The sequence below is a fragment of the Paenibacillus sp. YAF4_2 genome, assembly GCF_052113225.1.
Lineage (GTDB): Bacteria > Bacillota > Bacilli > Paenibacillales > Paenibacillaceae > Pristimantibacillus.
On record NZ_JBFRCT010000005.1, the window covers coordinates 441,253 to 467,065 of the forward strand.

Below are 25,813 nucleotides of genomic sequence, written 5' to 3' on the forward strand. Positions count from 1 at the left end.
AGCCAGTTTAAATGGACTGTTCTAACAGCTCCAAAGGCAAAAAGGCGTAATCCCCGTGCCTCAGAATGCTGCCTTTGCGAACAGGAATAGGATGCTTGAAGAGAGGGCCATCGATGACACTGGTATGGAACTCGCCGCCTTCTCCGCAAGGATCAATTTTACGAGCTTGCAGTTCTTTTATGTAATCGTGAGTTAATGTTCGTCCCAAATCTTCTTCTCGCATTCCGAGGGATAAATTTACAGTGACCAGAATGGAAGTGAATCCGAGATTTATAAACTCCTCGACAGCCTCTTGATGATCCATTTCCCATAACGGCATTCCAAGTTTAAGGCCTGCAATTTGAGTAACCTTGTCATGCCAGCAGTTGTCGATAGGCATATCCAAGTCTCCAGTGACTAACACTTCTGCACCTTGACGCTTAGCCTCTTCTAAGAGAGCAATAAATTTGTTCTCATAATCGTCCCAGCTAGCAGCTGTTGTATAAACAGGCAAACCAATTGATTCAGCTTGGGCGCGGATAAGCTCAGGAGGCATGCCATGGGATCTGGAACGTTTTCCTTCCTCCTCCATCATGACGATAAGTCCAATTGGTTCTCCGACCTTCATTGATTTATACAGCGCCAGGACGCTATCTTTTCCCCCGCTAAAAGAAGCTATAAATGTATGTCCGTGAGCACCATTTTTCCAGTTCACCGTTTCATTCATCCTATCGTTCTCCTTTATTATTATGCTTTGTGAATTGTAACACTTAGGGCAGGGTAATGTTTAAAATAATGCGATCACAAACGTTTAAACAAAATTAACATTTTATGGTACCTGAAGACTATTCAAAGCGGTATTCGATTATTTGATAATCAGGTAGTACTCAAATACTTGAGAAATATAGAAATGGAGGTATCCAGGGACTAATGAAAAGGCAATTGAAACTACTGGCTTCCGTCGGTCTTGCGGTTCTTATTTTCGGCATGACTGTCTTGCCCGTCTTCGCTGCGACTCCCGGTAAAACGGTAAACGCTTCGGCAACACTCGCCTATAATCTCAAAGGACTCAATCACAACCTGGCCGTCCAGAAAGCCTACATCGCATCCACGTATCTTTACGTCACTCAGCGGTCTGGAGGAACGGTCTACCTGTCCAGATTGCTAATGAACGGAACGAACGCTACCTACGTTGACGAAATGACCATCACCAATGCAGGCCATGGCCAAACGCTTGATATGTACACGTATAATGGTATCAATTACTTTTATTTCAGCTCGAAAGCAGATCCTTCGACAACGTATAACTGGTCGTTGCAGGTAGCAAGACTTCAATACTCGGCTGGTGCGACTTACGATTATACGGATCTTCATCGGTTCACCTATATGAATTACGCAGATGAGACCGGTACAAGTCTTGGTGAAACCTACCGCGTCGATGGCGGCGGCAACAGTGATTATACGATTTTTCGGGTACAAACCGCTGAAGGAAGCGTAACCTGGTCCATTTATGACACAGTAGCCTTGAACAAGCTTCTCGACAGCAACGAACAGGTGAGAATGGACAGTGCGGCGGCGGTAAACGCAAACGTTGCAAGCATTACCCAGTCGGATAGTTCTATCGTCAGACCAAATGGTTCATTTCAGGGCTTCGATATGCTTGGTAGTACGGAAATCTACACGTCGGGCGGCGCGGAAGGCGATACGCCGCAGATTGCGTTGATGTCGAACACTGGAACGTACAAAACCCTCGTGAAAATAACGAATGTGGGCACCCATGAAATCGAGGGGGTCCAAACGAAAGACGGCAACGTGTATTTTAATATCGTTACAGATACGGTGAATAAGAAGGACACGCAGAAAATTTATTATGTTGCGGACAGCGTATTCTAAATAAACGCTCAATCGGACTAGCTTGCTTCTTGTTGCTCGAAGGCCTGATCAAACAGCTCAAATACTCTCCAATAGCACAAGCAGGCCGGGAACACGCCGAGTTGGCGAATTTCCCGGCTTCTTTAATTTCTTTTGATTCATGTTGCATCTCGTAAGGCACGTGCAAACGGATTACAGCAAAATAGATTCTATGCATAGGTACAATGTCATGGTATAGTCAGTTTGAATTAACTGGAAATAAATCCAGTTAATCATTCATCTCATTATATCCGGAGGAACTATTCATGCATGAATCTATTAACGTTCAACTCACCCAAGAAGATTTACTTAGACTGCAATTCTCCTTTCTAGCTAGGCAAACGTATACGTGGGTGCTGCTACTCTTTTTTATTGGGGCTATCTTAAACATCGTAGCCGCAATAGTGGATGGTGATATAACCAGTGTTAATCCGATCATGATCCTCTTTTTCATCTTTGTACCTTTAATTGTGTTCTTAACGATTAGAAGCAGCAGGAAGAGTATTCAAAATAAATTCGTCAAAGAAACGAAGACATACACGTGGTCGGATGAAGGCTTGTTCATGGAATCTGAATCGATGACCGCGAGAATCATGTGGGCAGACTTTACCAATGCGATCACGACGAAATCGGCCATTTATTTAATGGTCAGCCATAATGCTGCCCATGCGTTACCTCGGAGGTGCTTTACGCAGGAACAATGGATTCATTTTCGGAAAATCACCAAGAGCCGCATTAAACGAAAAAATAAGTATAAATGGGTAAGAAATGCGATCATCTATTTGGTAATTTTCCTTGTGACCGTTGGTATCGTTCAATATTATGCGGCAAATTGATATGAACCGGGAGTCTCCGTAATGGAATGTCCCGGTTTTTGTGGTTATAAGGCAAAGCCACGGGGAATAATATGGTAATACTGTCCACTGAAATGAGTGATAGAAATGAAGGAAGTTACCTTTAAAGCCTATGCGATTACGAATGAAATTGATTTGAACCAAATCGCCATCCATTGCGGAATTCCTAAGAAATACACCTGGGAGCAGCCTTTGATCCTCAGAGGTGATATTCTAGCATCTATCCTTGACCACCAGGTTGACGATTCACAGCAGGTGCTGGTATTTTCCTTTGGCAGCCTTGTCTTCGTTAACAATTCGCGTCCTAAAGATATACAAAGCTTTATGAAATACATCCAGTCCTTTGAACCGGACATCGACATTACGAATGCCGACCGATATACCGATGATTACCGCCTTCATTACGGAGAGATCGAGACGATGGAATTAACCGATGAATATGTGGAAGTACCGGAATATGAGGTGTTCTATCCTGAGCTTATAGCTACAGTACTCGCGAAATCAGTTGCGCTGGAGAAGATTGAAGAGCAGCTTGGGAAAATCCATGACAAGCTTGAGAACATGATTGAACGACTGGAAAAAGGAAGGCTCAGAATCGGCAACAAGGAACTGGCCAGGACGACGGCCATCATCTTGCGTTACGAGTACAACACCCTCGGTTATATCATGATTTTGGACAAGCCTGATATAACATGGAGTATTAGCCACGCCGGCGAATTTTATGATAAAATGCTGGAGTTTTTCGAGCTGAATGATCGATATAAAATTTTGAAAAGCAAAACGGATCTTTTACATCACATCATGGAGGGGTTCTCAACGATCAGCCATTCGATACGGGGATTATTTGTGGAATGGATCATCGTTATCCTTATTGTTATTGAGGTTGTTCTGACCGTATTGCAGATTACAGGGCTCTTGCCATAAAGGTATTTCCCGTCAGACGGAGAATGACTAATCGACTGATAAAATGCCGAATCGAATACGACCTCAGTATTCTTTATTGGAGGATCGAAGGCGATGACCATTAAAGAGCAGACGATCGTAACGTCTACGGGCAACAAAATCCTGACCAAGGATAAAGAGATTCGAATCGTTGGGAAAATGGATGAACCGCTTATTTTGATCCTGGAAAATGTATTAAGCTCCGCGGAATGCGACTTGATGATTGACTTGGCTACAGCTAGAATGCAGCGAGCCAAAATAGGGAACTCTCACGATGTTAGCGACGTTAGAACAAGCAGCAGCATGTTCTTCGAGGAAAGTGAAAATGAAAGCATTAAACAAGTGGAGTCCCGAGTTGCTGAGCTGATGAATATCCCAGTCTCCCATGCGGAGCCGCTGCAAGTATTACGTTATCAGCCTGGCGAACAGTATCATCCTCATTTTGACTATTTCACAAAAGGTAATGACGCTAATAATCGAATCAGTACGCTGGTGATGTATCTGAATGATGTGGAAGAAGGCGGCGAGACGTATTTTCCATCTCTTCATTTTTCGGTAACGCCTAAGAAAGGCAGTGCAGTTTACTTTGAATATTTCTATAACGATCCTCACTTAAACGAATTAACGTTACATGCGGGTCATCCCGTGGCAGCCGGGGAGAAATGGGTGGCAACCCAATGGATGAGAAGACAGAGCTATCGCTAAATTATTATATAGACAAGAAAGGCCGGAAATCCGCTGAGGATTCCGGTCTTTTTATGTGGGCTGCGGCCTTTAGAGAACGTTAGGACCAATCACTTCTCCGCTGAGATGAATCTCATTGATAATTGGATTGTTGAAATTAGGAATAGGGGAAGGCATTCCGTTATCTCCTGAGACATTGAAACCCGAGCCTGGTCCGGCTGCGGCGGTTAAATAATAGTTGGCAGCAGGGCCGCTGACTCCTGTATCGGTGCATCGAAACGATGTCGTGATCCTTCCTGTAATAACAGTTGGATCCAACCCCTCCTCAAAGATGATTTGGGTTACGCTTCCGGCATCTAATACCGTGCAAATTCGTTCGCCGATTAGAGGCGCTTCACGGAAGATACTGAATTGCATGGATTGACTCGCTACTGATAACTCGGGAGGGATTTGACTTATATAGGAAAAACTCCATACAATGGTGGCGCTTAATAGTATCCGGCTATCCAAATTGATGGTACTTAGCGTAACGAACTGATCGCTAATATGAATCTCGGGACCAAACGCAGCAGGGGCTGCCGGGAGTGCGACCGTAGTGATTGGCGGAGCTCCGGTTACCATCGGATCTGGGATCTCAATAGAATCGAAGGAAGTTAGCAGACCAACACCTGAGGGGCCTGGCAAGCCTTGCGGTCCGACAGGGCCTTGAGAACCTGTCGGCCCAACTTCTCCTTGTGGCCCCGCAAGCCCAGGAGGTCCCATCGGTCCAACTGCTCCAGTTGGCCCAGACGGTCCGCTCGGTCCGATCGGGCCTTGACGAGCAACGATTATAATCTTACGTTTTCGGTGCCGGGATACTTTCTTGCTTGATTTCTTGCGATGGCGTGGTACGACGCACTTCATAACATATACTCCTCCTCGGGATGATTAATTCGAGTTTGGACGGATGACCTTCCCGCTGAAATGAATTTCGTTAATGGTTGGGTTCATAAAGTTGGCGATAGGGCTGGGCAAAGTATTCAAGGGAGCTTGCACCCCTGAAGCAACTCCAGCAGCTGCAGTCAAATAATAAGTTACGGTCGGTCCTGCAACATTTGTATCTGTACATCCGAACGTCGTAGTGAAGGTGCCGCTAACCAAAGTCGTTTCGGTACCCTCTATATTAATTTGCGAGACCTTGCCGGAATCTACTATCGAACAAACACGTTGGCCGGCTAAGGGAAAGTCGCGAAAAATGCTGAAATTCATAATCTGACTTGCTGATGTGAGCTCAGGGGCCGACAAGGAAATAAAACTAAAGCTCCAGACGACGGTAACTTTCAGATCGATTCTGCTGTTAACATCAATGCCGCCTAAGGAAAGGAATTGATCACTGACGATAATTTCTAGTCCGGTTTCGGCGGGAGGAATCGGCAGCGTAGCCGTCTCAATAGGGGGACTACCAGGAACCATAGGGTCTGGAATGTTGAAAAAATCATAGAACGCAAGCAATCCGACTCCCGGTGCTCCCGGTAATCCTTGCTGCCCGGTAACGCCTTGAGGCCCTGGTGCCCCTGTTAGTCCCTGAGGTCCTGCAGCACCTTGAGGACCTGCGGGACCTGTAGGTCCTTGCGGCCCGGTGCTGCCTTCGGGCCCCTGTACTTCTTTGGGGGCAACTACTCTGATTTTTGTATTGCGATGACTATCTTTCACTGACGATTTTTTTTGACTGCTTATATGAACTTTTCTGCACTTGGTTCTCTTGATTTGACAATCCATTTATACACCTCCTGGCAGATAACTTATTTTATGTGTGAATGAGAAGGGGGTGCTAGGCAAATCAACTAGATTAATAGACAGCAACCCAAGCTTTCATAGGTTTATGCACACAGCATAGGCCAGCGCTAAGGCACCGAGGAGCTCCTGCCATCACGCCTTCAAAAACGAGTATGGAATACCTGATTTCAAATAGCTTCTTCTCTAGCTCAATGAGGACTTCCATCAACCCCTGAATATTCAATGCCGCCGCAGATATGATAAAGAGGAAGTAGCGGAGAAAGTTTCGTTGTTAGTGATTGGAAGCTGAAAGAACCACTAATATCTATCGCTCCATTTTCCGATAAAGTACTTTAGAGCATTGAAAAATATGGGATTTCAGTAAAGGATTTGGGGAATGCGAAACGTTAAAAGGACTATAATCGTCGTTTTGAGCGGCATCATTTTATTTGGAATAACATCGGTTCATGATACCTCGTATGCGGAAGGGAGCAAGATGGTGGAAACACAAGTGGTTATCGACAACAAGCCGCTGCAAACAGACAAGCACGTTATTCTGGATGGAAGGAAGCGGTTTGTGCCGATGCGGGCGGCGCTGGAGCAAATGGGCTGGAAGGTGGACTGGAAACCTGACCTTATTACCATCTCAAAGCAAACAACGGATTTGTTGACAGCCCTCAATTTATATTTGGAAGATGAGAGCATGATCCGAATCATAAACAGCACCGCTTACGTCGAGATGTATCGTTTGGGCGAAATCAGTGATTCGGAAGTGAAGTGGGACGATGCTTCCAACACCATTGTCATTTCTTCTGATGTTGAAGATGAAGAAGACGAGGAAGAAGCAGAGCGGCCGGAGCTGACGGATGAGGAGAGTATCAAGGCGAACTATGGCAAATATGAAGGATCACCAACACTTGATGCATTATCCAACATTTATTCCGAGCTTGAGCAAGAGGGCTATAATGCATGGAATGTGCTTAGATTTTATCCTGACTATCATCATAGCGGATATTTCGGCACGCCGCTGGATGTTATCACCTTCGGACGGACGGGTGGTGATGGTGATCATTATGGATTCCTGACTGACTTCGGTGCTGTTACGAATTTGGAGGAAGCTCCGATAGTATTGGTTACCCCAATGAACTTCGACCAGCCAGCCGTCATCGTAGCCGAAAATATTAGGGAGTTTCTGCGGATCGCATTAATCGATTCAAGCATGTTCTATATGGAATATGCGAATGAAGAGGATTATCTAAAGCAGCGGTCCGAAGATATGGAAGGTTACGTCGAGACGGATGAAGAACGTGAGAACAGGCTGATTGTTCGGGAGAGACTTGAGAAAGAATTGAAGCTGCCTGAAATTAGCGATCCCTATACCTATTCTGCTCAGGTAAGGGCAGAGCGGGACGCAGGCATCCTTGTTCCAACGGAAGACCTACTTGGTGTTACGAATGTGAATCCACTTGACGCCGGACGTAAGCACGAAACGATTGAACTCGATGAATATATCGGGTTGAAAGAACTGAAGGCTTTTTTGAGTAATGCCACATATGCATCCAAGCTGGCACTTATTAGAAATTATTATTTCCACCTGGAAACCTACGTCTACCATGAAAAAGGTATTGAGGAAGCCATTGTTAAGGAGATGAAGGACTTGGGATTGCAGGATGAATGGGTTAGAATGAATGCAAACCGGTATGTAGATTAAGGTAGAATGGTATTTCGTATATGCAGGTCGGAAACCACAGAGGATTCCGGCCTTTTTATGTGGGCTGCGGCAAGTAAATTTTAGGTATATCCGCTAATGTCCGAAGTTGAATGGACAGATCTGTGTTACAATGATGCTTTGCGAGTGCTAATTAAGGTTTATATAAATGATTGGAGATAAATAATAATGAGTTTGTTAACAGTGGAGCAATTATCGCATACGTTTGGCGATCGGGTGTTGTTTAGGAATGTGTCTTTCCGTCTACTTGAGGGGGAGCATGTTGGGCTCGTTGGTGCGAATGGTACAGGAAAATCTACGCTTATGAATATTTTGACTGGCAAGCTGCTCAAGGACGAAGGCAAGGTGGAATGGACGCCGCGTATTCGTTACGGTTATTTGGACCAACATACGAAGCTTGAAGCAGGGAAGACGATTCGGGATGTTCTAAAGGATGCTTTTTTGCCGTTGCTCGTATTAGAAGAGGAGCTTAACGACATTGCTGCGCAAATGGGCGATGCCGATCCGGATAAGCTGGAGCAGCTGTTGGAACGTATGGGTGAAATTCAAGAGGAGCTTGAAATCGGCGACTTCTATTTGATCGACGTGAAGGTTGATGAAATGGCCAATGGTTTAGGTCTTAATGCAATCGGGCTTGACCGTGATGTTACAGCATTAAGCGGCGGACAGCGGACGAAGGTGCTGCTTGCCAAGCTGCTGCTTGAGAAGCCAGGCGTTCTGCTGCTTGATGAGCCTACGAACTATTTGGATGAAGAGCATATTAACTGGCTGACCAATTATTTGAAAAATTATCCGTATTCGTTTGTTCTGATCTCTCATGAAACGGGCTTTATGAATCAGGTTGTTAACGTGATTTATCATCTTGAATTTACGAAGATGACGCGTTACTCGGCCAACTATGAGAAGTTCTTGGAGATGTCTGAGCTGAACAAGGCGCAGCATATCGACGCTTACGAGAAGCAACAGGATTATATTAAGAAGCAAGAAGAGTTTATTCAGAAAAATAAAGCTCGCGCTTCAACCTCTGGACGTGCGAAAAGCCGTGAGAAGCAGCTCGACCGTATCGATCGTATCGATAAGCCGGAGGAAGCGGCAAAGCCAACCTTTAACTTCAAGGAGTCCAGAACAAGCGGCAAGACGGTATTTGAAGCTGAGGGGATGGTCATCGGCTATAACAAGCCTCTGCTGCCTAAGATGGATATGGTTATTGAGCGTGGTGACAAGATTGCAATCGTTGGCTGCAACGGCGTTGGTAAGTCGACGCTGCTTAAGACGATTCTTGGTGTTATTCCACCACTGGATGGCAAGACTTATCTCGGTGATTATTTAACTCCGGCCTACTTCGAGCAGGAAGCGAAGGCGCCTACGATGACTCCGCTGGAGGATGTGTGGGATGAGTTTTCCTTCATGAACCAGCATGAGGTTCGGGCAGCGCTTGCCCGCTGCGGTCTGAAGAACGAGCATATTACACGTGCTCTGAATCAGCTTAGCGGCGGGGAACAAGCGAAGGTTCGACTTTGCAAGCTGATGATGCGAGAGAGCAACTGGATCTTATTCGATGAGCCGACGAACCATTTGGACATCGTCGCTAAAGCCGAATTGAAGCGCGCGCTGCAAGCTTACAAGGGTACAGTCGTACTCGTCTCTCACGAGCCTGATTTCTATGAGGATTGGGTAACAAAAACATGGGATGTTGAATCTTGGGCTATGCAGACCCAAAGATAAGGAATAGATGGAATAGGGAGGCAGTCACGAATCCGTGATATGCCTTCCTTTTTTTTACGACCCAACATTTTGCCAAATACATAAGGACATTCCCATTGGGCTCGGGCTGAGCTATGATACCCTCAAAGTCACTAAAGCAATGGGAGGTATTGCAGTGGATCGACCTAACATTCTGCTTATTACAAGCGATCAGCAGCATTGGAATACGATAGGGGCATTTAATCCGGAGCTTCATACGCCGAATTTGGATCGGTTAGTGAAGGAAGGGACAACGTTCACTCGGGCCTATTGCCCGAATCCGACCTGTACACCTACACGGGCATCCATCATTACCGGGACATATCCAAGTCAGCATGGGGCGTGGACGCTCGGCACCAAGCTGCTCGAAGACCGGAAAACAATCGGGGCAGATTTCTCGGAGGCGGGCTATAAGACCTCTCTGGTCGGCAAAGCTCATTTTCAGCCGCTGCACAGCACGGAGAAATATCCGTCGCTGGAAGCCTACCCGACGCTGCAGGATTTGGAATTCTGGCGTAACTTTAATGGTCCGTTCTATGGCTTTGACCATGTCGAGCTTGCGCGTAATCATACGAACGAAGCTCATGTGGGGCAGCATTATACCCTCTGGCTAGAAGAGAAGGGCTGCGATAACTGGCGGGATTACTTCCTTGCACCAACAGGGACGATGGATCCATCTATTACACACACTTGGCCAATCCCGGAAGAGTTCCACTATAATACGTGGATCGCGGAACGAACCAATGCGCTTCTTACACAATATAAGGAGGCGAGCGAACCATTCTTCTTATGGTCGAGCTTCTTTGATCCTCATCCTGACTATCTTGTACCCGAGCCTTGGGACCGTATGTATGATCCAGATAAGCTGACGATTCCCGGAGTGTCCCCAGGGGAGCATGATCAGAATCCACCGCATTTTGGCCAAACACAGCAGGAGAATCCGGACTTCTCTCACTTGCTGGAGACAGGGCGGGCGATTCATGGCTATCAATCGCATCTGCTGCCGGAAACGGAACGTAAGCAGCTGGTGGCGACCTATTACGGGATGATCAGCCTTATGGACAAGTACATCGGCCGCATTCTGGATAAACTCGACGAGCTGGGGATCGCAGATAATACGATTGTCGTGTTTACGACGGATCATGGTCACTTTTTTGGCCAGCATGGCTTGCAATATAAGGGAGGCTTCCATTATGAAGATCTAATCAAGCTTCCGTTTATTGTTCGTTATCCGGGTCAAGTTCCCGCAGGGCAGCAGTCGTCTGCGATCCAGTCTCTTGTTGATTTGGCTCCGACCTTCCTCTCTATGAGTGGCCTGGACATTCGTCCGGAGATCACAGGGGTTGATCAAAGCGATGTTTGGCGGGGTAAAAGCTCTTCGGCACGAGACCATGCGATCTGCGAATTCCGGCATGAGCCAACGACCATTCATCAGAAAACCTATGTGAATCTACGTTATAAAATCACCGTGTACTACAATCAGACATACGGCGAGATTTTTGATCTGGAGAACGATCCAGGCGAGCTGCGTAATTTGTGGGATGACCCCGAGCATCAAGCTTTGAAAACAGAGCTGCTGCTGAAATACGTTTGGGCAGAGCTTGGGAAGGAACCAATGCCTATGCCTCGTATTTGGCATGCGTGATCCGGGACAATAACGTGTAGCTATATAAGAGCGAGTTAAGTATCCTTAAATAAGAGTCAGAATCCCAGGGGAGGTTTGACGATTGAAGGAGCACGCTCATGAATATGTGGATTTCCGTTATTATACACCGTCCGAATTCGAGAAGCTGGGAGGGCTATGGCCCATCCGGTCCGGCAGCAACGTGGCGAAAGCCAATTATGCCATAGGCACTCGCATGATTGAGTGTTATTCCATTCACCTTGTGCTGAATGGATCAGTGGATTTTACGTTCGAGGAAGGGAAGGAACGTCTCAGGAAGGGAGATTTGTTCTGTCTGTATCCCGGCCGAAAACATAGCTATCAGGTTGCTGAATATACCCCGCATTCGCCTCTTCGTATGTGTTGGCTGGCTTTTGACGGACCACAGGCATCCCATCTTCTAGAGAGAATCGGGTTGACCGAGGGAAGACCTTATCTTCACGGTAAAGCTTCCGCTGAGGTTCATGACCTCGTCCGGCAGATCTTCGACTGGATGGCTGAAGAGGGGGCGGAGCTTCAGCTTCAACAAGTCCTTTATCAGTTGTTCGCCATGCTGTCTCTTCCGCCGAATGAGAGCCAGAAGAAGACGGTAGATTGGCTGAAAAAATGCGAGGACTACATAAGCAGCCATTATATGGAGCCAATTAGTGTATCCGATGTGGCTGAGATTGCTGGTGTTCACCGCTCTCATCTATACATGGAATTTACTCGCAGCTACGGGATGGGGCCCAAGCAATATTTGATTCAAAAGCGGATGGAGAAGGCGAGTGAGCTGCTGCTGCAGGCAACGCTTACGGTAACCGAAATTGCTCTCTCGCTTGGGTATGCGGATGTGTATGCTTTCTCCCGAGCTTTCTATAACTTTTACAGCATTTCGCCTAGTAACTATCGTCTGCAGCTTCAATCGTCGCAATGATGTGTCGACGCTTACAAGCTAATTAAGAGGAAAGTGAGGACATTTGAATATGAACAATCTTTCGACTATTACTATAGATACGGCGGCCGCGGGTGAAGAACGGATTAACCCGTTTATCTTCGGCCACTTCGTGGAGGATATCCGCGATCATATGGACGCGATGCTCGCCTTCACGCTTAAGGACATGGACTTTGAGGAAGACGCCGCAAGCCATGGTGTATCGGCGGGCTGGTACCCGGTCACGAATGGGAAGAACACACAATACAGTCTGGAGCCTGCCGCTCCCAAGCATTCCGGCCACAGCCAGAGGATCCGCATCCTCAGTGATGATCGCTGTTACGGAGGAATCGCTCAGCGTGTAGCAGTCAAAGGTGGTATGACGTACCGGCTGCAGCTTGTTGCGCGGGCGGCGATTGAATTGAAAGTGCTCGTCTGCGAATTAGTTGACCCGGAAACAGGAGATCAGCTAGGCAAGGCGCAGCTTGAGCTGACGAACCATAATTGGCAGACCTATGAGTTCGAGCTTACGGCTTTGAAGTCACTCGATAGAGCAGAGCTTAGACTTCTTATCTCCTCGGAAGAGGAGGTTTGGAGAGATTCCACCGGCTCGGGTATGCTGTGGATCGATCACGTATCGATGCTCTCGGAAGATAGTGTAGGCTTTGTGAAACGCGAGGTCGTGGAGATGACTAGACAACTGAAGCCAGGTATGATGCGGCTGGCCGGCAACTATATTAGCGCCTATCACTTCGAGCATGCGATTGGACCGGTGCTGGAGCGCCCGAATCTGGTTAATGAGGCGTGGGGTGGTTGGACGAACAAGTATTTTGGCACGGATGAGTTTCTTGCCTTCTGCCAAGCAACAGATACCGAGCCGCTCATCTGTGTAAATGCAGGAACGGGCACGCCGGAGGAAGCAGCGGCATGGCTGGAGTATTGTAATGGTGACGAGAGTACGCCTTATGGGGCATTGCGTGCAAAGAACGGACATCCGGAGCCGTATCGGGTCCGTTATTGGGAGATCGGCAACGAAATTTATGGACCTTGGCAGCATGGGCATTGTACGGCTGAGCAGTTCGCCGAGCGCTACATCAGGTTCGCTGAAGCCTTGAAGCGGGTGGATCCGGAGGTTGTTCTTCTCGCTTGTGGTGATGTTGACCCTGCCTGGAATCGTGCACTGCTCTCTGCAGCAGCAGAACATATTGATATGCTGACGCTGCATATTTATCATGGCGCTGCGACGGTTGGTATCCACCCCGGCACGCCGAAGGAAGCAAGGTATACTGCTGTTTCGTCCTTCCCGGAGATTTCCCGGGCCATTATTGGTCAAGCAGGTGAGCTGATTAATAGCGATACTCGATATGGCCACATTAAGCTAGCGATTACGGAGTACAACACGATGTATTATCCGAACACGATTCGGAAAGGACTGCCGAACGAGCATACCCTTGAAGCGGCGGTCGCTAATGCAGCGAATCTGAATGAATTTATCCGTCAGTCGAATCTGGTTCAGATCGGCAGCTACTCTGATCTCGTCAACGGCTGGCTGGGCGGCTGCATTCGGGTAGGCGACCACTATGCGGATCAATATCGCGGCAAGATTGCCGGCTGGAGCGGGAAGAGCCAGACGGTATACGGAACGCCAACGTACCATGTCATGCAGCTCTATGCGAACCGGCCGATCGCGTCGGTCGTACCGGTGCAGACAGAATGTGGTTCATACCCTTGGGAAGGAAGCCGTCCGGAGTTTGGACTTGCAGCTTCGCCGCTGCCGACCCTTGATGTAGCAGCATGTCTGGACGACAGCAAGCAGGTGCTTACTGTATTTGTTGTTAATAGAGGATTGGAATCCGAAGAGGTTGATATCCGTGCCCTAGCGTTTGAGCAGGAGCAGGCTGTGCTTTGGGAGATTGGTGCTGACGATTATGAGGTAATCAATTCCGTGTTTGAGCCAGATCGGATCCGTGCGACTGAGAGGTCGCTTACACTTTCAGATGACGGTCACCTCCGGGTGAGGCTTCGTCCTCATTCCGTCAACGTGCTGGAGCTTCAGCGTTAAGCAAAAAATGAGAGAAAATAGGGGGCTGTCCCATAGTCATTAAACTGACGATGGGATTGTCCCCTTATTCATTTGGTACGTGGTAGTACAGCGATAAGACCCTCGCAGGGTCTTATGAATACTAATTTTACTGAACTACCATTATAAAGCCCCCGCAGGGTCTTATTGCACCTCGAAGTGCTCAAGACAGCTTAATTTTCCGCTAATATCAAGAAAATAAGACCCTCACAGGGACTTATGAATATTAGTTTCACACAACGAACATTGTATAAGACCCTCGCAGGGTCTTATAGGACGACGTAACTAGTTTTACCAGACTGTCCCATGTAGGGAACTCCTTTGAGTTCCCTATATGGGACAGCCTCTTTTTAACAGAATATATTTGGTATTTGGTACTATTATCCTACACCGCAATTTATTGTGCAAATATTTAACATAAATGGGTGGTAAAATGCCTATGCGGGACTTTAAGCTTAGTTTTGTGTAACTAATTATGAGTTCTTCATATTTTTGAAACAATTTAAGGTTATTCTGAAGTAAAAAAGTCTCTTTTTTTGAAATTTCCATTAAATTCTAATCATCATTCTATAACATTATTAAAATTTGATATTCAAAAGATGATAGAATAGCAGAATATATAGATGGAGTTGAAAACGGTGAAAAAGCGGATTACTCTTCTGGCGACCCTGACAGCTGTACTGCTGGGAGCGGTCTGGTTCATAAGCAGTCTCGGTGACAGCAGAAGCGAGAGTGGTGAAGCGGTTAAGGTGGCTCCTGCCAGATACGGGGATACGCTGGGGTTTAAGCCGAATCGTCTGGAGCTGCAGCAATTTATTGAGCAGAAGCTAATGGGCAAAGCCGGTGTCTATACGAATTACAAGGAAACCGATGAAGCCGCGGAAGTTGCCACCGGTCACGAGACGTTAAGTGAATCTGCAGGCTTGCTCATGCGTTATTACGTGCTTACCGGGCAGAAGGATGCCTTCGACAATGTATGGTCCCGGGCAAAGCAGACGCTGGCAACGGAAGCTGGCTTCAGTTATCGATATAGCCCTTTGCTCGATAAGAAATACCCGGTCAATGCCGTCGTTGATGATCTTCGGATTATCCGTGCGCTGCGCGAGGCAGAGACGGCTTTTGGTGATGCATACGGACAGGAAGCTGATCGTTACGGTGATCTTGTATTTGAACATAATGTCCAGCAGGACAAGCTGTTTGATTTCTACGATATAGCCTATGGAACGACCAATGATCTTTTAACCTTATGTTATGCCGATTTTCAATCCATTCGATTGTTAGACGCCTCCTCAAAGGATAAACGGAAATTGGAAAACAAGCTTTTGGAAATCGTCTCGGGTGGGTATTTATCTGATAAGTTCCCGTTCTATGCAACCCGCTATGAGTACGCAACAGATACATATGGTGACCATGAGGGTGAAATAAGTACTATTGAGTCACTACTAACGGTGTTATCTCTCGCTGAAATCGGCAAGGAGCGTGCCTCAAGCATCACGTACATTAAGAAGGTTGTGGAGGCAGGTACGCTGTACGGCCGCTACGATCGAGAAGGTAAACCAGTGACGGATATCCAGTCTACAGCAGCTTACGCCATTGCAGCGATGATTGGCTCAACAATTGAGGATAAAGAGCTTTATGAGGATGGCATTCATCGAATGGAACAATACCGAATTAAGGATGGGACAAGCCCGATTAACGGAAGCTTCGGGAATGCAGCTACTGAAGAGGTCTATTCGTTCGATAATTTGTTGGCTTTATTGGCTTATGCCTATTAAGACTTCATAGGAACAGTTGCGGAAAGGGGCATAGCATGAATAAGCTGCAGCGGATGAAATGGAAACAAACGCTCTTCTTCTTAGAAAAGTACATATCTCCGGCCACGCTGGCGGCGTTTGGCGTTGCACTTATTTTGCTGATTGAGCTCTTTATTCCTCCTTATGTAGGCATGGCGGATAACGGGGACTATTACCGGATTTTATACAGCAATGGCTTGTACTTTAATGTGCCGGATTATACGAGCCAAACTCTCGGATATTTTGTCAAAACTTTCGGAATCTTCCAATTTTATAATGAAAATAGTGCGCTGTTGTGGTCTTCGCAGACGCTATTTGTCCGCTTATCGCTTCAGATCAGTGAGTGGTTTGGTTATGATAAGCAGTTTGATATACGAATACAGGCTGCGCTGTATGGTGTGCTGTACATTGGTGCCGTGTATTTGCTCGTCAAGGCCGTAACCTGGAAGGCTTCACGTCGAGCCGGCTACGGGCTGGCAGTTGCTGCGATTTTCGTATTTGGGGACATCGGGTATGTCGCGTATTTCAATTCTTTCTATAGTGAGAGCGTCGTGCTCATTATGCTGCTGCTCTTGTTCAGCGCATGTATGCTGCTTTACCAGCGGCAGTACAACGATTATTTCCTGCTGTTCCTGTTTGGCGTCAGCGCAATCATACTCACGACGAGTAAACAACAGAATGCGCCTATTGGTCTGATCGTTGCGATTGTTGGGGTATTGTTCGTCTTCCTGGGGCGGGAGAGGATATTTCGAGTACTTGCCGGATTGCAGGCGGTCGTTCTACTCCTTACAGCAGTGGGGACGTATGCCCTTATTCCGGAGCAATTCGTCAACATAAACAAATACCACGCAATGACGCGAGGTGTGTTGATGACGACGGATAATCCGGAAGAAGCGCTGGCCTTTTTTGGCATAGACAAGCAGTTCGCTGTCCTCACTGGTGCGATTTATTATGACCAGTTCTCCCCTATTCCCGTCGAATCGGAAGAGATGCAGGTTCAATTCCTGGACAAGTATGGATTCCCATCAATTGCAAGGTATTACTTATCCCATCCCGGTGCAGCAAGCAAGATTTTTGAGACAGCTGCGCATAACGCTTTTTCTAACCGAACGAAGCTTGGCAACTACGAGAAGGCGGCAGGCAAGCCGTTTGGGGCACGTACAGTAGCTTTTTCCGGATACAGCTATCTGAAGGAGCTGGCGGCTCCGAAGACATCGGGGTTCGTAGTGTTATGGATGACTGTGATTGCCGGACTGTATGCTCCTTCTTTCTATAGAGCTGTTAAGGCGCGTGCAATTCGAAGGGCACTTCGTCTTCCTATTATCCTCATGATGATGGCAGCGGGGCTTTGTGCGATGGGGGTAGCAGTCATTGGCGCAGGAGATGCGGACATTGCAAAGCATGAGTTTTTATTCGCGGTGACGTTTGATCTGGTTACCTTCTGGACGATTGCCGACTGCGTCTGCCGTCGGTTGTGGGGGCCAAATGCGCAGAAAAATGCGGGCGAAGAAGACGACGAACAATCGTTAGCGCAGCACCAGGAGGGACAGCAATGAGCAGACTAGCAGGAATAAAGCTTTGGTTGTTCTATACACTATGTCTCTGTTTAGCAGCAGCCCTGCTGGTCCCGGTCCCTGCGGCTGCACAAGAAGAGTCTAAGTCTACGAATGTGCTGCTCGTCTATGACAGCTTAGGGGTTGATACACCTGCAGCTGGTAATGTAGAAGCTTTGCAGCAGCTGCTTTTATCGTTTGGGATGGCCGTTAAGACAATAGCGTCAGACGCCTATAAGCCTGAGATGGCAGCGGATTACCAGAAGCTGATTACGGTTTGTAACACGGAGGATTTGTGTGACTCTATCACGCATGGGGCTGAACAATACACAGTTGACCAGCTGCATATCGGTTACAATCCCCCGGACGTTCTTCGTGAGAACCTTGTTTTGCAGACAGAAACCAGAGCAAGGCAATCGCTTAAACTGTCGGTTGATGGACTCTCGCAAGACCATGTATTCGTCAGTCGACTGGATTTCATTGCGGAAGGAAAGGGCGAGACTTACGGACGAATGACGTCTACGGACGGGACTGTTAATGCCCCATTCGCTATTAAGGCTGGCGGCTACGCCTATGTGCCGTATTTTGAGCCGGGCAATATGAGTGAAATGGCGATCACCTACGTTCTGCGGGCATGGCTTGGTATAGACGCTGCAAATGCTCCTTCACAGGCGTATTTGCTCATTCGAGGCGTGACGCCTTTTATTGATTTGAATAGACTTGAGGGGCTCTCGAAGCAATTGTATGAAGCCGGCATTCCGTTCCTGGTTAGTGTAAGCCCACTGTTCAGCAATACGGATTATCCGGCGATGAAGCGATACCTAGCTGCTCTGCAAACCGTTCAGTCCTATAACGGCAGTGTGCTTGTCAACGTACCGACACCAACGTCAATGGGACAGGATGCTTCGTTGTTAAAAGAGCAGCTGGACGGATTTTTGAATCATTTGGCTGAAGCGGGTATTGCCCCTCTGGGGATGACGGGGGAATTGAAGCGGGCGCAGGAGAAGACTGGACGCGAAGCGGGTTTTGAGTTCTCGGATACAACGATTTTGTTCCCCAATGAAACAGCGTTAATACAGGAACAATCGGATGCTGTTCTGCCTTTTACTTCGTCACCTTACAGCATGCGGGGAGAAGAGCTGTTCCAGGTTAATCGTGCAGGCAAGATATGGCCAGCTTTTCCAGTAGATCTGGCGATTACATTTGATTGGTTTGAGAGTGAAGCCAAGCAGGAGGATGCTGTTCAGGTTATAGCGAGCAGTTGGCTGCCATTCGCAGATTTTAAGTCCGGTGTGCATAGCCTGAGCAGCAGCATGCACAAAGCCGAAGCATTGCAAGGGGCACTGCTCCTCGACGGGAAGCCGGTTGACCTGCAGGACCAGTCGAATCTCCCGGAGGAAGCGCTTCAGGTGAAGGCACCTGTACAAAAGGAGAGCTTTCATTTGTTATTTTCGGTGCAGAGCAGGGTCTTGATTGTACTGATTGTAACAACATTAATGCTGTTCGTCGTTTTCCTAATGGTCGGATATCGTTTGTATAAGAAAAAATACTACAAGTCGGGAGGGAGTTTATGACGATACCGGATATATTAATGGTTATTTGCGTTTTATGTATCTGGTCTTTACTGCTCGTGAATATAGCGCTGATCATCGCTGGTTACTTCTACTATATGAAGCTGGAGAGTGAGATGCCGCCCGAGCTCGTAGGGGAAGCGCCTTTTGTATCCATTATGGTACCGGCCCATAATGAAGGCAAAGTGATTACCAAAACGGTAGAGTCACTACTCGCACTTGATTATCCGCATGACCGGTATGAAATTATCGTGATTAATGATAATTCTTCAGATAATAGCAGCGTACTGCTAGGTCAATTGCAGGAGAAATATAAGAGCCGCAATCTGATCATCATTAATACCGATAATGTTACGGGAGGTAAAGGGAAATCGAACGCGCTTAATATCGGCTTTACTCGTAGCAAGGGGGAGCTTATCGCCATTTACGACGCAGATAATACCCCGGAGCGGACAGCGCTTCGTTATCTTGTAGCCGAAATCGTTAATGACGCTAAGCTTGGAGCGGTTATCGGCAAATTTCGGACGCGGAACCGGGATGAGAACCTGCTCACCCGATTCATTAATATCGAGACCTTATCGTTTCAGTGGATGGCGCAAGCTGGCAGGTGGAAGCTGTTCAAGCTATGTACGATTCCAGGCACCAACTTCATCATGCGCCGGCATATTATTGAAGCGATTGGAGGCTGGGACACGAAAGCGATCGCGGAAGATACAGAAATCAGCTTCCGTATTTACATGATGGGTTACCGGATCAAGTTCCAGCCCAAGTCGGTTACCTGGGAGCAAGAGCCCCAGACGGTTAAGGTATGGTTCAAGCAGCGAACACGCTGGGCGAAGGGTAATATTTATGTGATTGTCAAAAACATCCCGCTGCTCTTCCGTCCGGAAGCGCGTACAATTCGCTTTGATATCTTATATTTTCTAGCCATCTATTTCTTACTTGTTACATCGCTCTTAACGTCGGACTTGTTACTTGTCCTGCATGCTCTAGGTTATGTCCATACGACGATTTCGGGACTAAGCTTCTACTTGTGGATACTCGCCATCACGCTGTTCGTGGTTGGGACGTTTGTTACGCTTATTACGGAGAAGGGCGAAATGCGTCCTTCGAATCTCGGTATTATTTTACTTATGTACGTCAGTTACTGTCAGCTATGGATGCTCGTCGCTGCCAACGGCCTTTATCAATATGTGAAGGACGTTATTTTTAAACGCGAAGCCAAATGGTACAAAACGGAACGGTTCTGAGAAGGAAGTGATCACATGAATAGAAGAACAGGATTAGCGGTATGGGCGGTAGTTGCTCTGCTTGCCGCACTGCTTCTTCCGGGCGCAGGGACAAGAATCGCAGCGGCAGCGGAAGTGCAGAAGACATACGAAACACCAATGACGGAAACCTCGCTTTTGGGCACCAGCGCGTATGCTCAGCAGTTTTTTCAGGTGCCGAATTATTGGAAGGTCGAAAGCGTAGCGTTTAGGCTGGATTATAAAGTATCCCAGCTTACGATTAATGATTCATCGGTCGTTACCCTTAAACTAAACGGTAAGCCTTTCTACACATTAAGGCCAGGGACTGATACGAATAAAAAGGTGACCCGAACCATTGGTCTTCCGCTTGAGTACTTGAAGAACGGTGTGAATGAGCTGACGATTGAAGGGGTTATTCAGACTGAAAATAACGCAGATCAGATCTGTACCCCAACGCAGGATCAGGGCAGCTGGCTGCAAATTTTCGACAGCTCAGGTGTTGATGTGAAGTATGGATTAAAGCCTGTAGGTGCGAGCATCAGCGATTTCAGCCGCCATTTTATCGGGCTGGATACGGTGCAGGATGGGCTTGCTGCAGTATTTGTGCCGGAAAAAGGCGATCTAAATGAAACGGAAGCGGCCGTCTACGTGTTGTCCGGATTGACCGGTGTAAGTGAGGATACCTCGCACATCATTCCACTCTTGCCTTACCGTGCGGATAATGTGAAAAATAAACCGCTGGGCATTCTCGTTGGACTTACGAAAAACCTTTCGTCAGACCTGCGCGCGAAGCTGAATGAGACATCCCTGCAGGATAAGGCGCTTATCCAGCTTATCCAAAGCGGGACATCCTCTTTGCTCGTCGTAACGTCGGACAATGAGGAAATGCTGAAAAAAGCCGGCCGTTTCATTGGTAATTCCGCTTTAATGGAACAATTGCAAGGCTCATCGAAGCTTGTGGACGAGGCGACAGAGGTTAATACGCCGGTCTCCAGCATCAGTCGTTATTTTCCACTGACGGATTCGGGTGACAAGCTTACCGGTTCATCGCATCGAGAGAAAAATTATTTCGTCACGCTGCCTAGTAACCGTTCCATTGCGGAAGCCAGTAAGCTGAGTCTGGATTTCCGTTATGCTACCAATCTGGACTTTGACCGTTCGATGATTACGGTTCTGGTTAACAATGTGCCGATCGGCAGCAAGAAGCTGACCGCCGAACGTGCGGGGGGCGACAATCTCGAATTAACGATTCCGAAGAACCTTGGTATTTCCGGTAACTTCACGATTACGACGGCTTTTGATTTGGAGTTGAAGAACGCCGTGTGCACTGGTAATCAGGATCAAATGCCGTGGGCGTTTGTCTCCAAGGATTCGGTGCTTCAACTGAACACAAAGGATCGTACGGATATGCTGTTCAATAATTACCCGTACCCGTTCCTTCGGGACGGCAGCTTTAACCGGGTAGCTGTTGTATTGCCGCGAACCCGCGACGACTATACGTATGCGGCGCTTTCCAATTTATTTAATCTCATGGGCCAATTTGCGACCTCTAATACCGGCGAAATCCGGTTTTATACGGATGAAGTAGCGGAGAGTGAACTGAAGGACCGACAAGTTATCGCGATTGGCTCCTACGCCGATAACCGCTACATTCGGGATAACAACGACAAGTTGTATTTCCAATATGACGAGAAAGGCGAAGGTTTCCAGTCTAATGAGAAGGTAAGTATTGAAGAAGGCTACGGGCGGAGAATCGGGACGCTGCAGCTTATCGACTCCCCCTATGGCAAAGGACATGGCTTCCTGGCCGTAACGGGTAGCAGCTCGGAGTATGTCTATTTAGCTTCAAAGCTGGTCGGTAACTCGGCTAATTTATATAAAATTTTCGGTGACGGGGCTATGGTCGATAAAAATGGACAGGTCAACGCTTTCCGGTTCAAGAAAGTAGCTGAGTCGGAAGAGCCGGCTGTACTTACCCAAGTGCTTGATCGCAGCGACGTTGTCAGCTTCATCATCGTGATCATGCTTGTGCTTGTTCTGGTACTTGTCTCACTTGTACTTCTCGTTCGCAAGCATCGGAAGACGAAGAAGAGGAGGAGGTAGGAATCATGAGGCGTAACTCAAGCCTGATATCGGATGGGGGCTTCCTGCTTCTGTTCATCGCGTGTTTCGTCACGATCATGTTTACGGCGCGTGATCCGAATCTTTATCTGCAAAATATTATCTTCTTGAATGTGGCGTTCCTGATCGCGATCATCACGTATTTTACGACGATTACGACCGGGCTTATCTTAAATATCCTGTTTGTGTTCGGGTATGGTACGTTCACGATCTATCAGACGGTTGTGCAGGGAGATGTCGTAACCGCCCAAAGCTACTTCTGGCTGTTCATGACGCCGGTGTTTACCGCAATAACCTGGATGTTCACCCAGGCGAGCAAACAGCTTCAAGAGCAGAACGACATGCTGACGAAGAAAAATGCTTCTCTAGCCACGATGGATGAGAGTACGAATCTGAAAAATATGCTGTCCTTCCAGAAGGATACGACCGTGTTTATGGCGTTGTCAGATCGCTACAAGATTCCATTAACGCTGCTCGTTCTAAACGTCAAATACTGGCATGAACTGAGACGTATGATTGGCGAGGAGCAGCTTAATGCTGCTGTCTACAATATTACAACGATCAGCCAGACAAGCATTCGGGCGAATGATTCGCTGTATATGCTGACTCAGGATAACCCGACTTGGGGGCTGCTCCTGTTCACGGACCGGGACGGCGCAGATATTGTCATGAATCGGATCCGAAGCAGAATGATTGAAATGAACGAGACGGAGAAATCTAGCCGCAACCGATTTGAACTCAACCTTAGAATGGGTGCCTTCGAGTATAATGCCGAAGAAACACCTACACCTCTGGAATGGATCGCTCGGGCACGGAAGGAACTGGAGTATGATGTATAAGCAGAGTCTATTGACTCTGATTAAGGAGAGGCAGCTGCGAATCGCATGCTGCCTTTTTGATTTTTATTGCGCAATCGTCTTAAAATATCGATAAATCCGGTCCAGCTTTTGTTCTTGCTTACCTTGCTTTTTCTCCATGCCACCAAATTCGAAAAACTTCACTTTCTTAATACCAACATAGCTGAGCAGGGCTTTTCGCATCAGTACCTTATGAGCGTTATTCAGCCAGAGCAGCGGATAGAGAGTGGGACCTTTCATCGTGGAGACACATACGACCGTCTTACCCTTCAGTAAGCCTTCCGGAAGCATCCCGCCCTTATCGCGATAAGCGAAATTGGAAGCGAACATACGGTCAATATAGCCAAGCAGCATAGCAGGGGGCCGTCCCCACCAGATCGGATAGACGAATACGATTTTTTCCGCCCATAGCAGCTGATTCCGATATTTCGTAAGCTCCGGATCCATATGCATATCTCTTCTTCGTTTGTCCTCATTGAACACTAACAGCGGATCAAAGGATTCCGCATACAGATCCAGCACTTGTACTTCTTCCACGTGTGGATTTTCTTCCAGACCTTGTATCGTTCGCTGCAGAAATGAGTAGCTTAGACTATGATGATTCGGATGCGTATAGATAATAAGGGTTTTCATAGGGCACCTTCTTTGTTATCATTTGATAAGAAGTTACCATATGGCCAAATTAGTTGTCAATAGATAATTGTTATTTGATAACAAATATACACCTAAGCCTAATACAAGGAGATGTTTTGGTATGGCCTCCAAGGAAATCGTCTTTCAACAACTAGTCTCCCTCATTGCATCCTCTCATCAATTACATCACGACATGACCAAGGATTTGCCGATAGAGGATATTACGCCTCTTCAATATGGGATGTTGGAGCTTTTGTCGGTGAAGCAGCCGATGACCTTAAGTGAAATCAGCGATTGCACAGGGATCTCGATGCCGAACACAAGCCGGGAAATCCGAAAGCTGACGGAAAAAGGGTTATGCGAGAAGACCGGAGATGGGGAAGATCGCAGAAAACAGTACATTCGGCTTTCTTCGCTGGGCGAGGAGAGAATGGCCTTAGCATTCGATCATATGAATAAGCTGTTTATGCAGCAGGTTAAGGACGTATCGGATGAGGAATTGGTCCGGATATCTGAAGCACTGAATGTGCTTGGATCGACCATTTTTCGATAATTAGGGGGATTAATCATGGACAAGAAGATTGATGTTCATAGTAAGGCACCGGGTCCAGAAGAATATCTTGCTTTAAGAGCAGCTGCAGGATTAAGTCCACGAGAAGTGGACGGCGCCAGGATTGCCATGGGCAATTCTATCTTTGCAGTTACCTTGAGAGATTCAAGCCAGCAGCTGATTGGGATGGGGAGAGTTATTGGAGATGGCGGTTGTTTTTATCAAATCGTGGACATCGCCGTTCATCCTGATCATCAAGGCCACGGCTACGGCAAGCGGATTATGACGGAATTGATGGATTATTTGAATACCCATGGGCAAAAAGGGGCTTTCATCAGTCTGATCGCTGATATACCAGCTGATGGCTTGTACAAGAAATTTGGGTTTGTGTACACAGCTCCGAGCTCGGTTGGGATGTACAAAAAACTATAAGATACAAAAAGAGCCGTCAGCGTCCTATTAAGGATTGCGACGGCTCTTATAGTCATACTTAAAACGGAGTAGGAATAGGAGGGCAAGCAACGGCCTCAATCAGCCTGCCATCAAAGCCGTAATAGACCCAAGTAAACCCGTTCCATCGAAAGCCGGACACGCCAAAGGATTCGACGCTAGTCGGGTAATACCAGAATTGTTGACCGTTTCGGAGCCACACATAGGTATATGTGTTTATACAGTCGATGACATAGGAAACGGCTGGTTTTGGGGGAATATAGGGAGGAGGGGCTTGTAGAAACTGTCTTGCCGAAGTCATAGATGTTCCACTCCTTTTGATTAGATTACCGTCTACTTCGTATTTATGATACGTAGGTGAATCGTCTATCGCCTGTTTTAAAGCCTATTGCCATGGTGATAATCCTCATGTAAAGAGGCCGTCTCAAAAGGGGTTCGTTCGCCGGAGAAACGGCTCGCATCAGTGTAATTTCTATAAAAATAGCAGTGCAAGGGCTATCCCAGCACTGTTATTTTTGTTTTTAGATCTCTTGCTGCTTTCTTCAGCAAATTGTGGGCAAGAGAAAGCCACCCGACCTCTAGGCTAACTTTCGGCAAGCCTCGAARCAGGAACCGRCKGAATCYYMGRTTATWCTTTATTTGGCCAAACACACTCTCCGGTTCGTGCATGCGTCGAACCGATAAGGCATGTCCATCTTCACTCTTTAATTGCTCCCGAGCTTGTCGTTTAAGGCGAAGATATTCCATGCTGACCTTTATTTCACGATCTCCTTGTGCCTTCG

The 25,813-nt window shown here is 47.2% G+C and carries 23 protein-coding genes; 17 read left to right on the top strand and 6 right to left on the bottom strand.

The window, feature by feature from the left end; translation table 11 throughout:
* Positions 1-7: 7 nt before the first annotated feature.
* Entirely contained in the window at positions 8-706 is a 699-nt protein-coding gene (locus AB4Y93_RS15055) for a diphthine--ammonia ligase (RefSeq protein WP_441893265.1), read from the bottom strand.
* A 203-nt stretch (positions 707-909) separates the two neighbouring features.
* Here AB4Y93_RS15055 and AB4Y93_RS15060 point away from each other — a divergent pair, with 203 nt between their 5' ends.
* The 4 genes from AB4Y93_RS15060 (at position 910) to AB4Y93_RS15075 (ending at position 4,391) form a co-directional block, all read left to right on the top strand.
* Complete coding sequence (locus tag AB4Y93_RS15060) at positions 910-1,872, top strand: phage baseplate protein (protein WP_441893267.1); 963 nt, start codon at positions 910-912, stop codon at positions 1,870-1,872.
* A 284-nt stretch (positions 1,873-2,156) separates the two neighbouring features.
* A complete protein-coding gene (locus AB4Y93_RS15065; RefSeq protein WP_441893269.1) occupies positions 2,157-2,726 on the top strand; it encodes a YcxB family protein in 570 nt (189 codons plus the stop codon).
* Positions 2,727-2,831: 105 nt separating this feature from the next.
* On the top strand, positions 2,832-3,668 hold the full coding sequence (locus AB4Y93_RS15070) for an RMD1 family protein (protein ID WP_441893271.1): 837 nt from the start codon (positions 2,832-2,834) through the stop codon (positions 3,666-3,668).
* 93 nt (positions 3,669-3,761) lie between these two features.
* Entirely contained in the window at positions 3,762-4,391 is a 630-nt protein-coding gene (locus AB4Y93_RS15075; protein ID WP_441893273.1) for a 2OG-Fe(II) oxygenase, read from the top strand.
* Between the two features lie 69 nt (positions 4,392-4,460).
* Here AB4Y93_RS15075 and AB4Y93_RS15080 read toward each other — a convergent pair whose 3' ends face one another.
* Both AB4Y93_RS15080 and AB4Y93_RS15085 read right to left on the bottom strand, forming a co-directional pair.
* Positions 4,461-5,273 (bottom strand): hypothetical protein, encoded by an 813-nt coding sequence (locus AB4Y93_RS15080; protein WP_441893275.1) that lies wholly within the window; start codon positions 5,271-5,273, stop codon positions 4,461-4,463.
* Positions 5,274-5,297: 24 nt separating this feature from the next.
* Positions 5,298-6,128 carry a collagen-like triple helix repeat-containing protein gene (locus AB4Y93_RS15085; RefSeq protein WP_441893277.1) on the bottom strand — a complete coding sequence of 277 codons (831 nt, stop codon included), beginning with the start codon at positions 6,126-6,128 and terminating at the stop codon, positions 5,298-5,300.
* A 493-nt stretch (positions 6,129-6,621) separates the two neighbouring features.
* Here AB4Y93_RS15085 and AB4Y93_RS15090 point away from each other — a divergent pair, with 493 nt between their 5' ends.
* From AB4Y93_RS15090 to AB4Y93_RS15140, 11 genes are all read left to right on the top strand, one after another.
* The gene (locus AB4Y93_RS15090; protein WP_441893279.1) at positions 6,622-7,836 is read left to right on the top strand and encodes a stalk domain-containing protein; all 1,215 of its coding nucleotides are present in this window, start codon (positions 6,622-6,624) and stop codon (positions 7,834-7,836) included.
* Between the two features lie 186 nt (positions 7,837-8,022).
* Entirely contained in the window at positions 8,023-9,579 is a 1,557-nt protein-coding gene (gene abc-f / locus AB4Y93_RS15095) for a ribosomal protection-like ABC-F family protein (protein ID WP_441893281.1), read from the top strand.
* Between the two features lie 139 nt (positions 9,580-9,718).
* A complete protein-coding gene (locus AB4Y93_RS15100) occupies positions 9,719-11,242 on the top strand; it encodes a sulfatase family protein (protein WP_441893283.1) in 1,524 nt (507 codons plus the stop codon).
* Positions 11,243-11,324: 82 nt separating this feature from the next.
* Positions 11,325-12,176, top strand: a complete 852-nt coding sequence (locus tag AB4Y93_RS15105) for an AraC family transcriptional regulator (RefSeq protein WP_441893285.1) — start codon at positions 11,325-11,327, stop codon at positions 12,174-12,176.
* A 49-nt stretch (positions 12,177-12,225) separates the two neighbouring features.
* The gene (locus tag AB4Y93_RS15110; protein ID WP_441893287.1) at positions 12,226-14,235 is read left to right on the top strand and encodes an alpha-L-arabinofuranosidase C-terminal domain-containing protein; all 2,010 of its coding nucleotides are present in this window, start codon (positions 12,226-12,228) and stop codon (positions 14,233-14,235) included.
* Positions 14,236-14,876: 641 nt separating this feature from the next.
* A complete protein-coding gene (locus tag AB4Y93_RS15115) occupies positions 14,877-16,028 on the top strand; it encodes a hypothetical protein (RefSeq protein WP_441893289.1) in 1,152 nt (383 codons plus the stop codon).
* 35 nt (positions 16,029-16,063) lie between these two features.
* The gene (wsfD, locus tag AB4Y93_RS15120; protein WP_441893291.1) at positions 16,064-17,602 is read left to right on the top strand and encodes a glycan biosynthesis hexose transferase WsfD; all 1,539 of its coding nucleotides are present in this window, start codon (positions 16,064-16,066) and stop codon (positions 17,600-17,602) included.
* On the top strand, positions 17,599-19,173 hold the full coding sequence (locus AB4Y93_RS15125; RefSeq protein WP_441893293.1) for a hypothetical protein: 1,575 nt from the start codon (positions 17,599-17,601) through the stop codon (positions 19,171-19,173). Before wsfD ends, AB4Y93_RS15125 begins: the two co-directional genes overlap by 4 nt.
* Positions 19,170-20,420 (top strand): glycosyltransferase family 2 protein, encoded by a 1,251-nt coding sequence (locus tag AB4Y93_RS15130; protein ID WP_441893295.1) that lies wholly within the window; start codon positions 19,170-19,172, stop codon positions 20,418-20,420. Before AB4Y93_RS15125 ends, AB4Y93_RS15130 begins: the two co-directional genes overlap by 4 nt.
* 15 nt (positions 20,421-20,435) lie before the next feature.
* A complete protein-coding gene (locus tag AB4Y93_RS15135; RefSeq protein ID WP_441893297.1) occupies positions 20,436-22,523 on the top strand; it encodes a cellulose biosynthesis cyclic di-GMP-binding regulatory protein BcsB in 2,088 nt (695 codons plus the stop codon).
* 5 nt (positions 22,524-22,528) lie between these two features.
* Entirely contained in the window at positions 22,529-23,380 is an 852-nt protein-coding gene (locus AB4Y93_RS15140) for a diguanylate cyclase domain-containing protein (RefSeq protein WP_441893299.1), read from the top strand.
* A 63-nt stretch (positions 23,381-23,443) separates the two neighbouring features.
* Here AB4Y93_RS15140 and AB4Y93_RS15145 read toward each other — a convergent pair whose 3' ends face one another.
* Positions 23,444-24,031, bottom strand: coding sequence for an NAD(P)H-dependent oxidoreductase (locus AB4Y93_RS15145; protein ID WP_441893301.1), 588 nt, complete (start codon positions 24,029-24,031; stop codon positions 23,444-23,446).
* 121 nt (positions 24,032-24,152) lie between these two features.
* Here AB4Y93_RS15145 and AB4Y93_RS15150 point away from each other — a divergent pair, with 121 nt between their 5' ends.
* Together AB4Y93_RS15150 and AB4Y93_RS15155 are read left to right on the top strand one after the other, a co-directional pair.
* Positions 24,153-24,584, top strand: coding sequence for a MarR family winged helix-turn-helix transcriptional regulator (locus AB4Y93_RS15150; RefSeq protein ID WP_441893303.1), 432 nt, complete (start codon positions 24,153-24,155; stop codon positions 24,582-24,584).
* Between the two features lie 15 nt (positions 24,585-24,599).
* On the top strand, positions 24,600-25,013 hold the full coding sequence (locus AB4Y93_RS15155) for a GNAT family N-acetyltransferase (protein ID WP_441893305.1): 414 nt from the start codon (positions 24,600-24,602) through the stop codon (positions 25,011-25,013).
* Between the two features lie 58 nt (positions 25,014-25,071).
* Here the strand turns inward: AB4Y93_RS15155 and AB4Y93_RS15160 are convergent, their stop codons facing one another.
* Positions 25,072-25,332, bottom strand: coding sequence for a transporter (locus tag AB4Y93_RS15160; RefSeq protein ID WP_441893307.1), 261 nt, complete (start codon positions 25,330-25,332; stop codon positions 25,072-25,074).
* A 194-nt stretch (positions 25,333-25,526) separates the two neighbouring features.
* The coding region (locus tag AB4Y93_RS15165) for a transposase (protein WP_441893309.1) at positions 25,527-25,813 on the bottom strand (287 nt) is incomplete at its 5' end.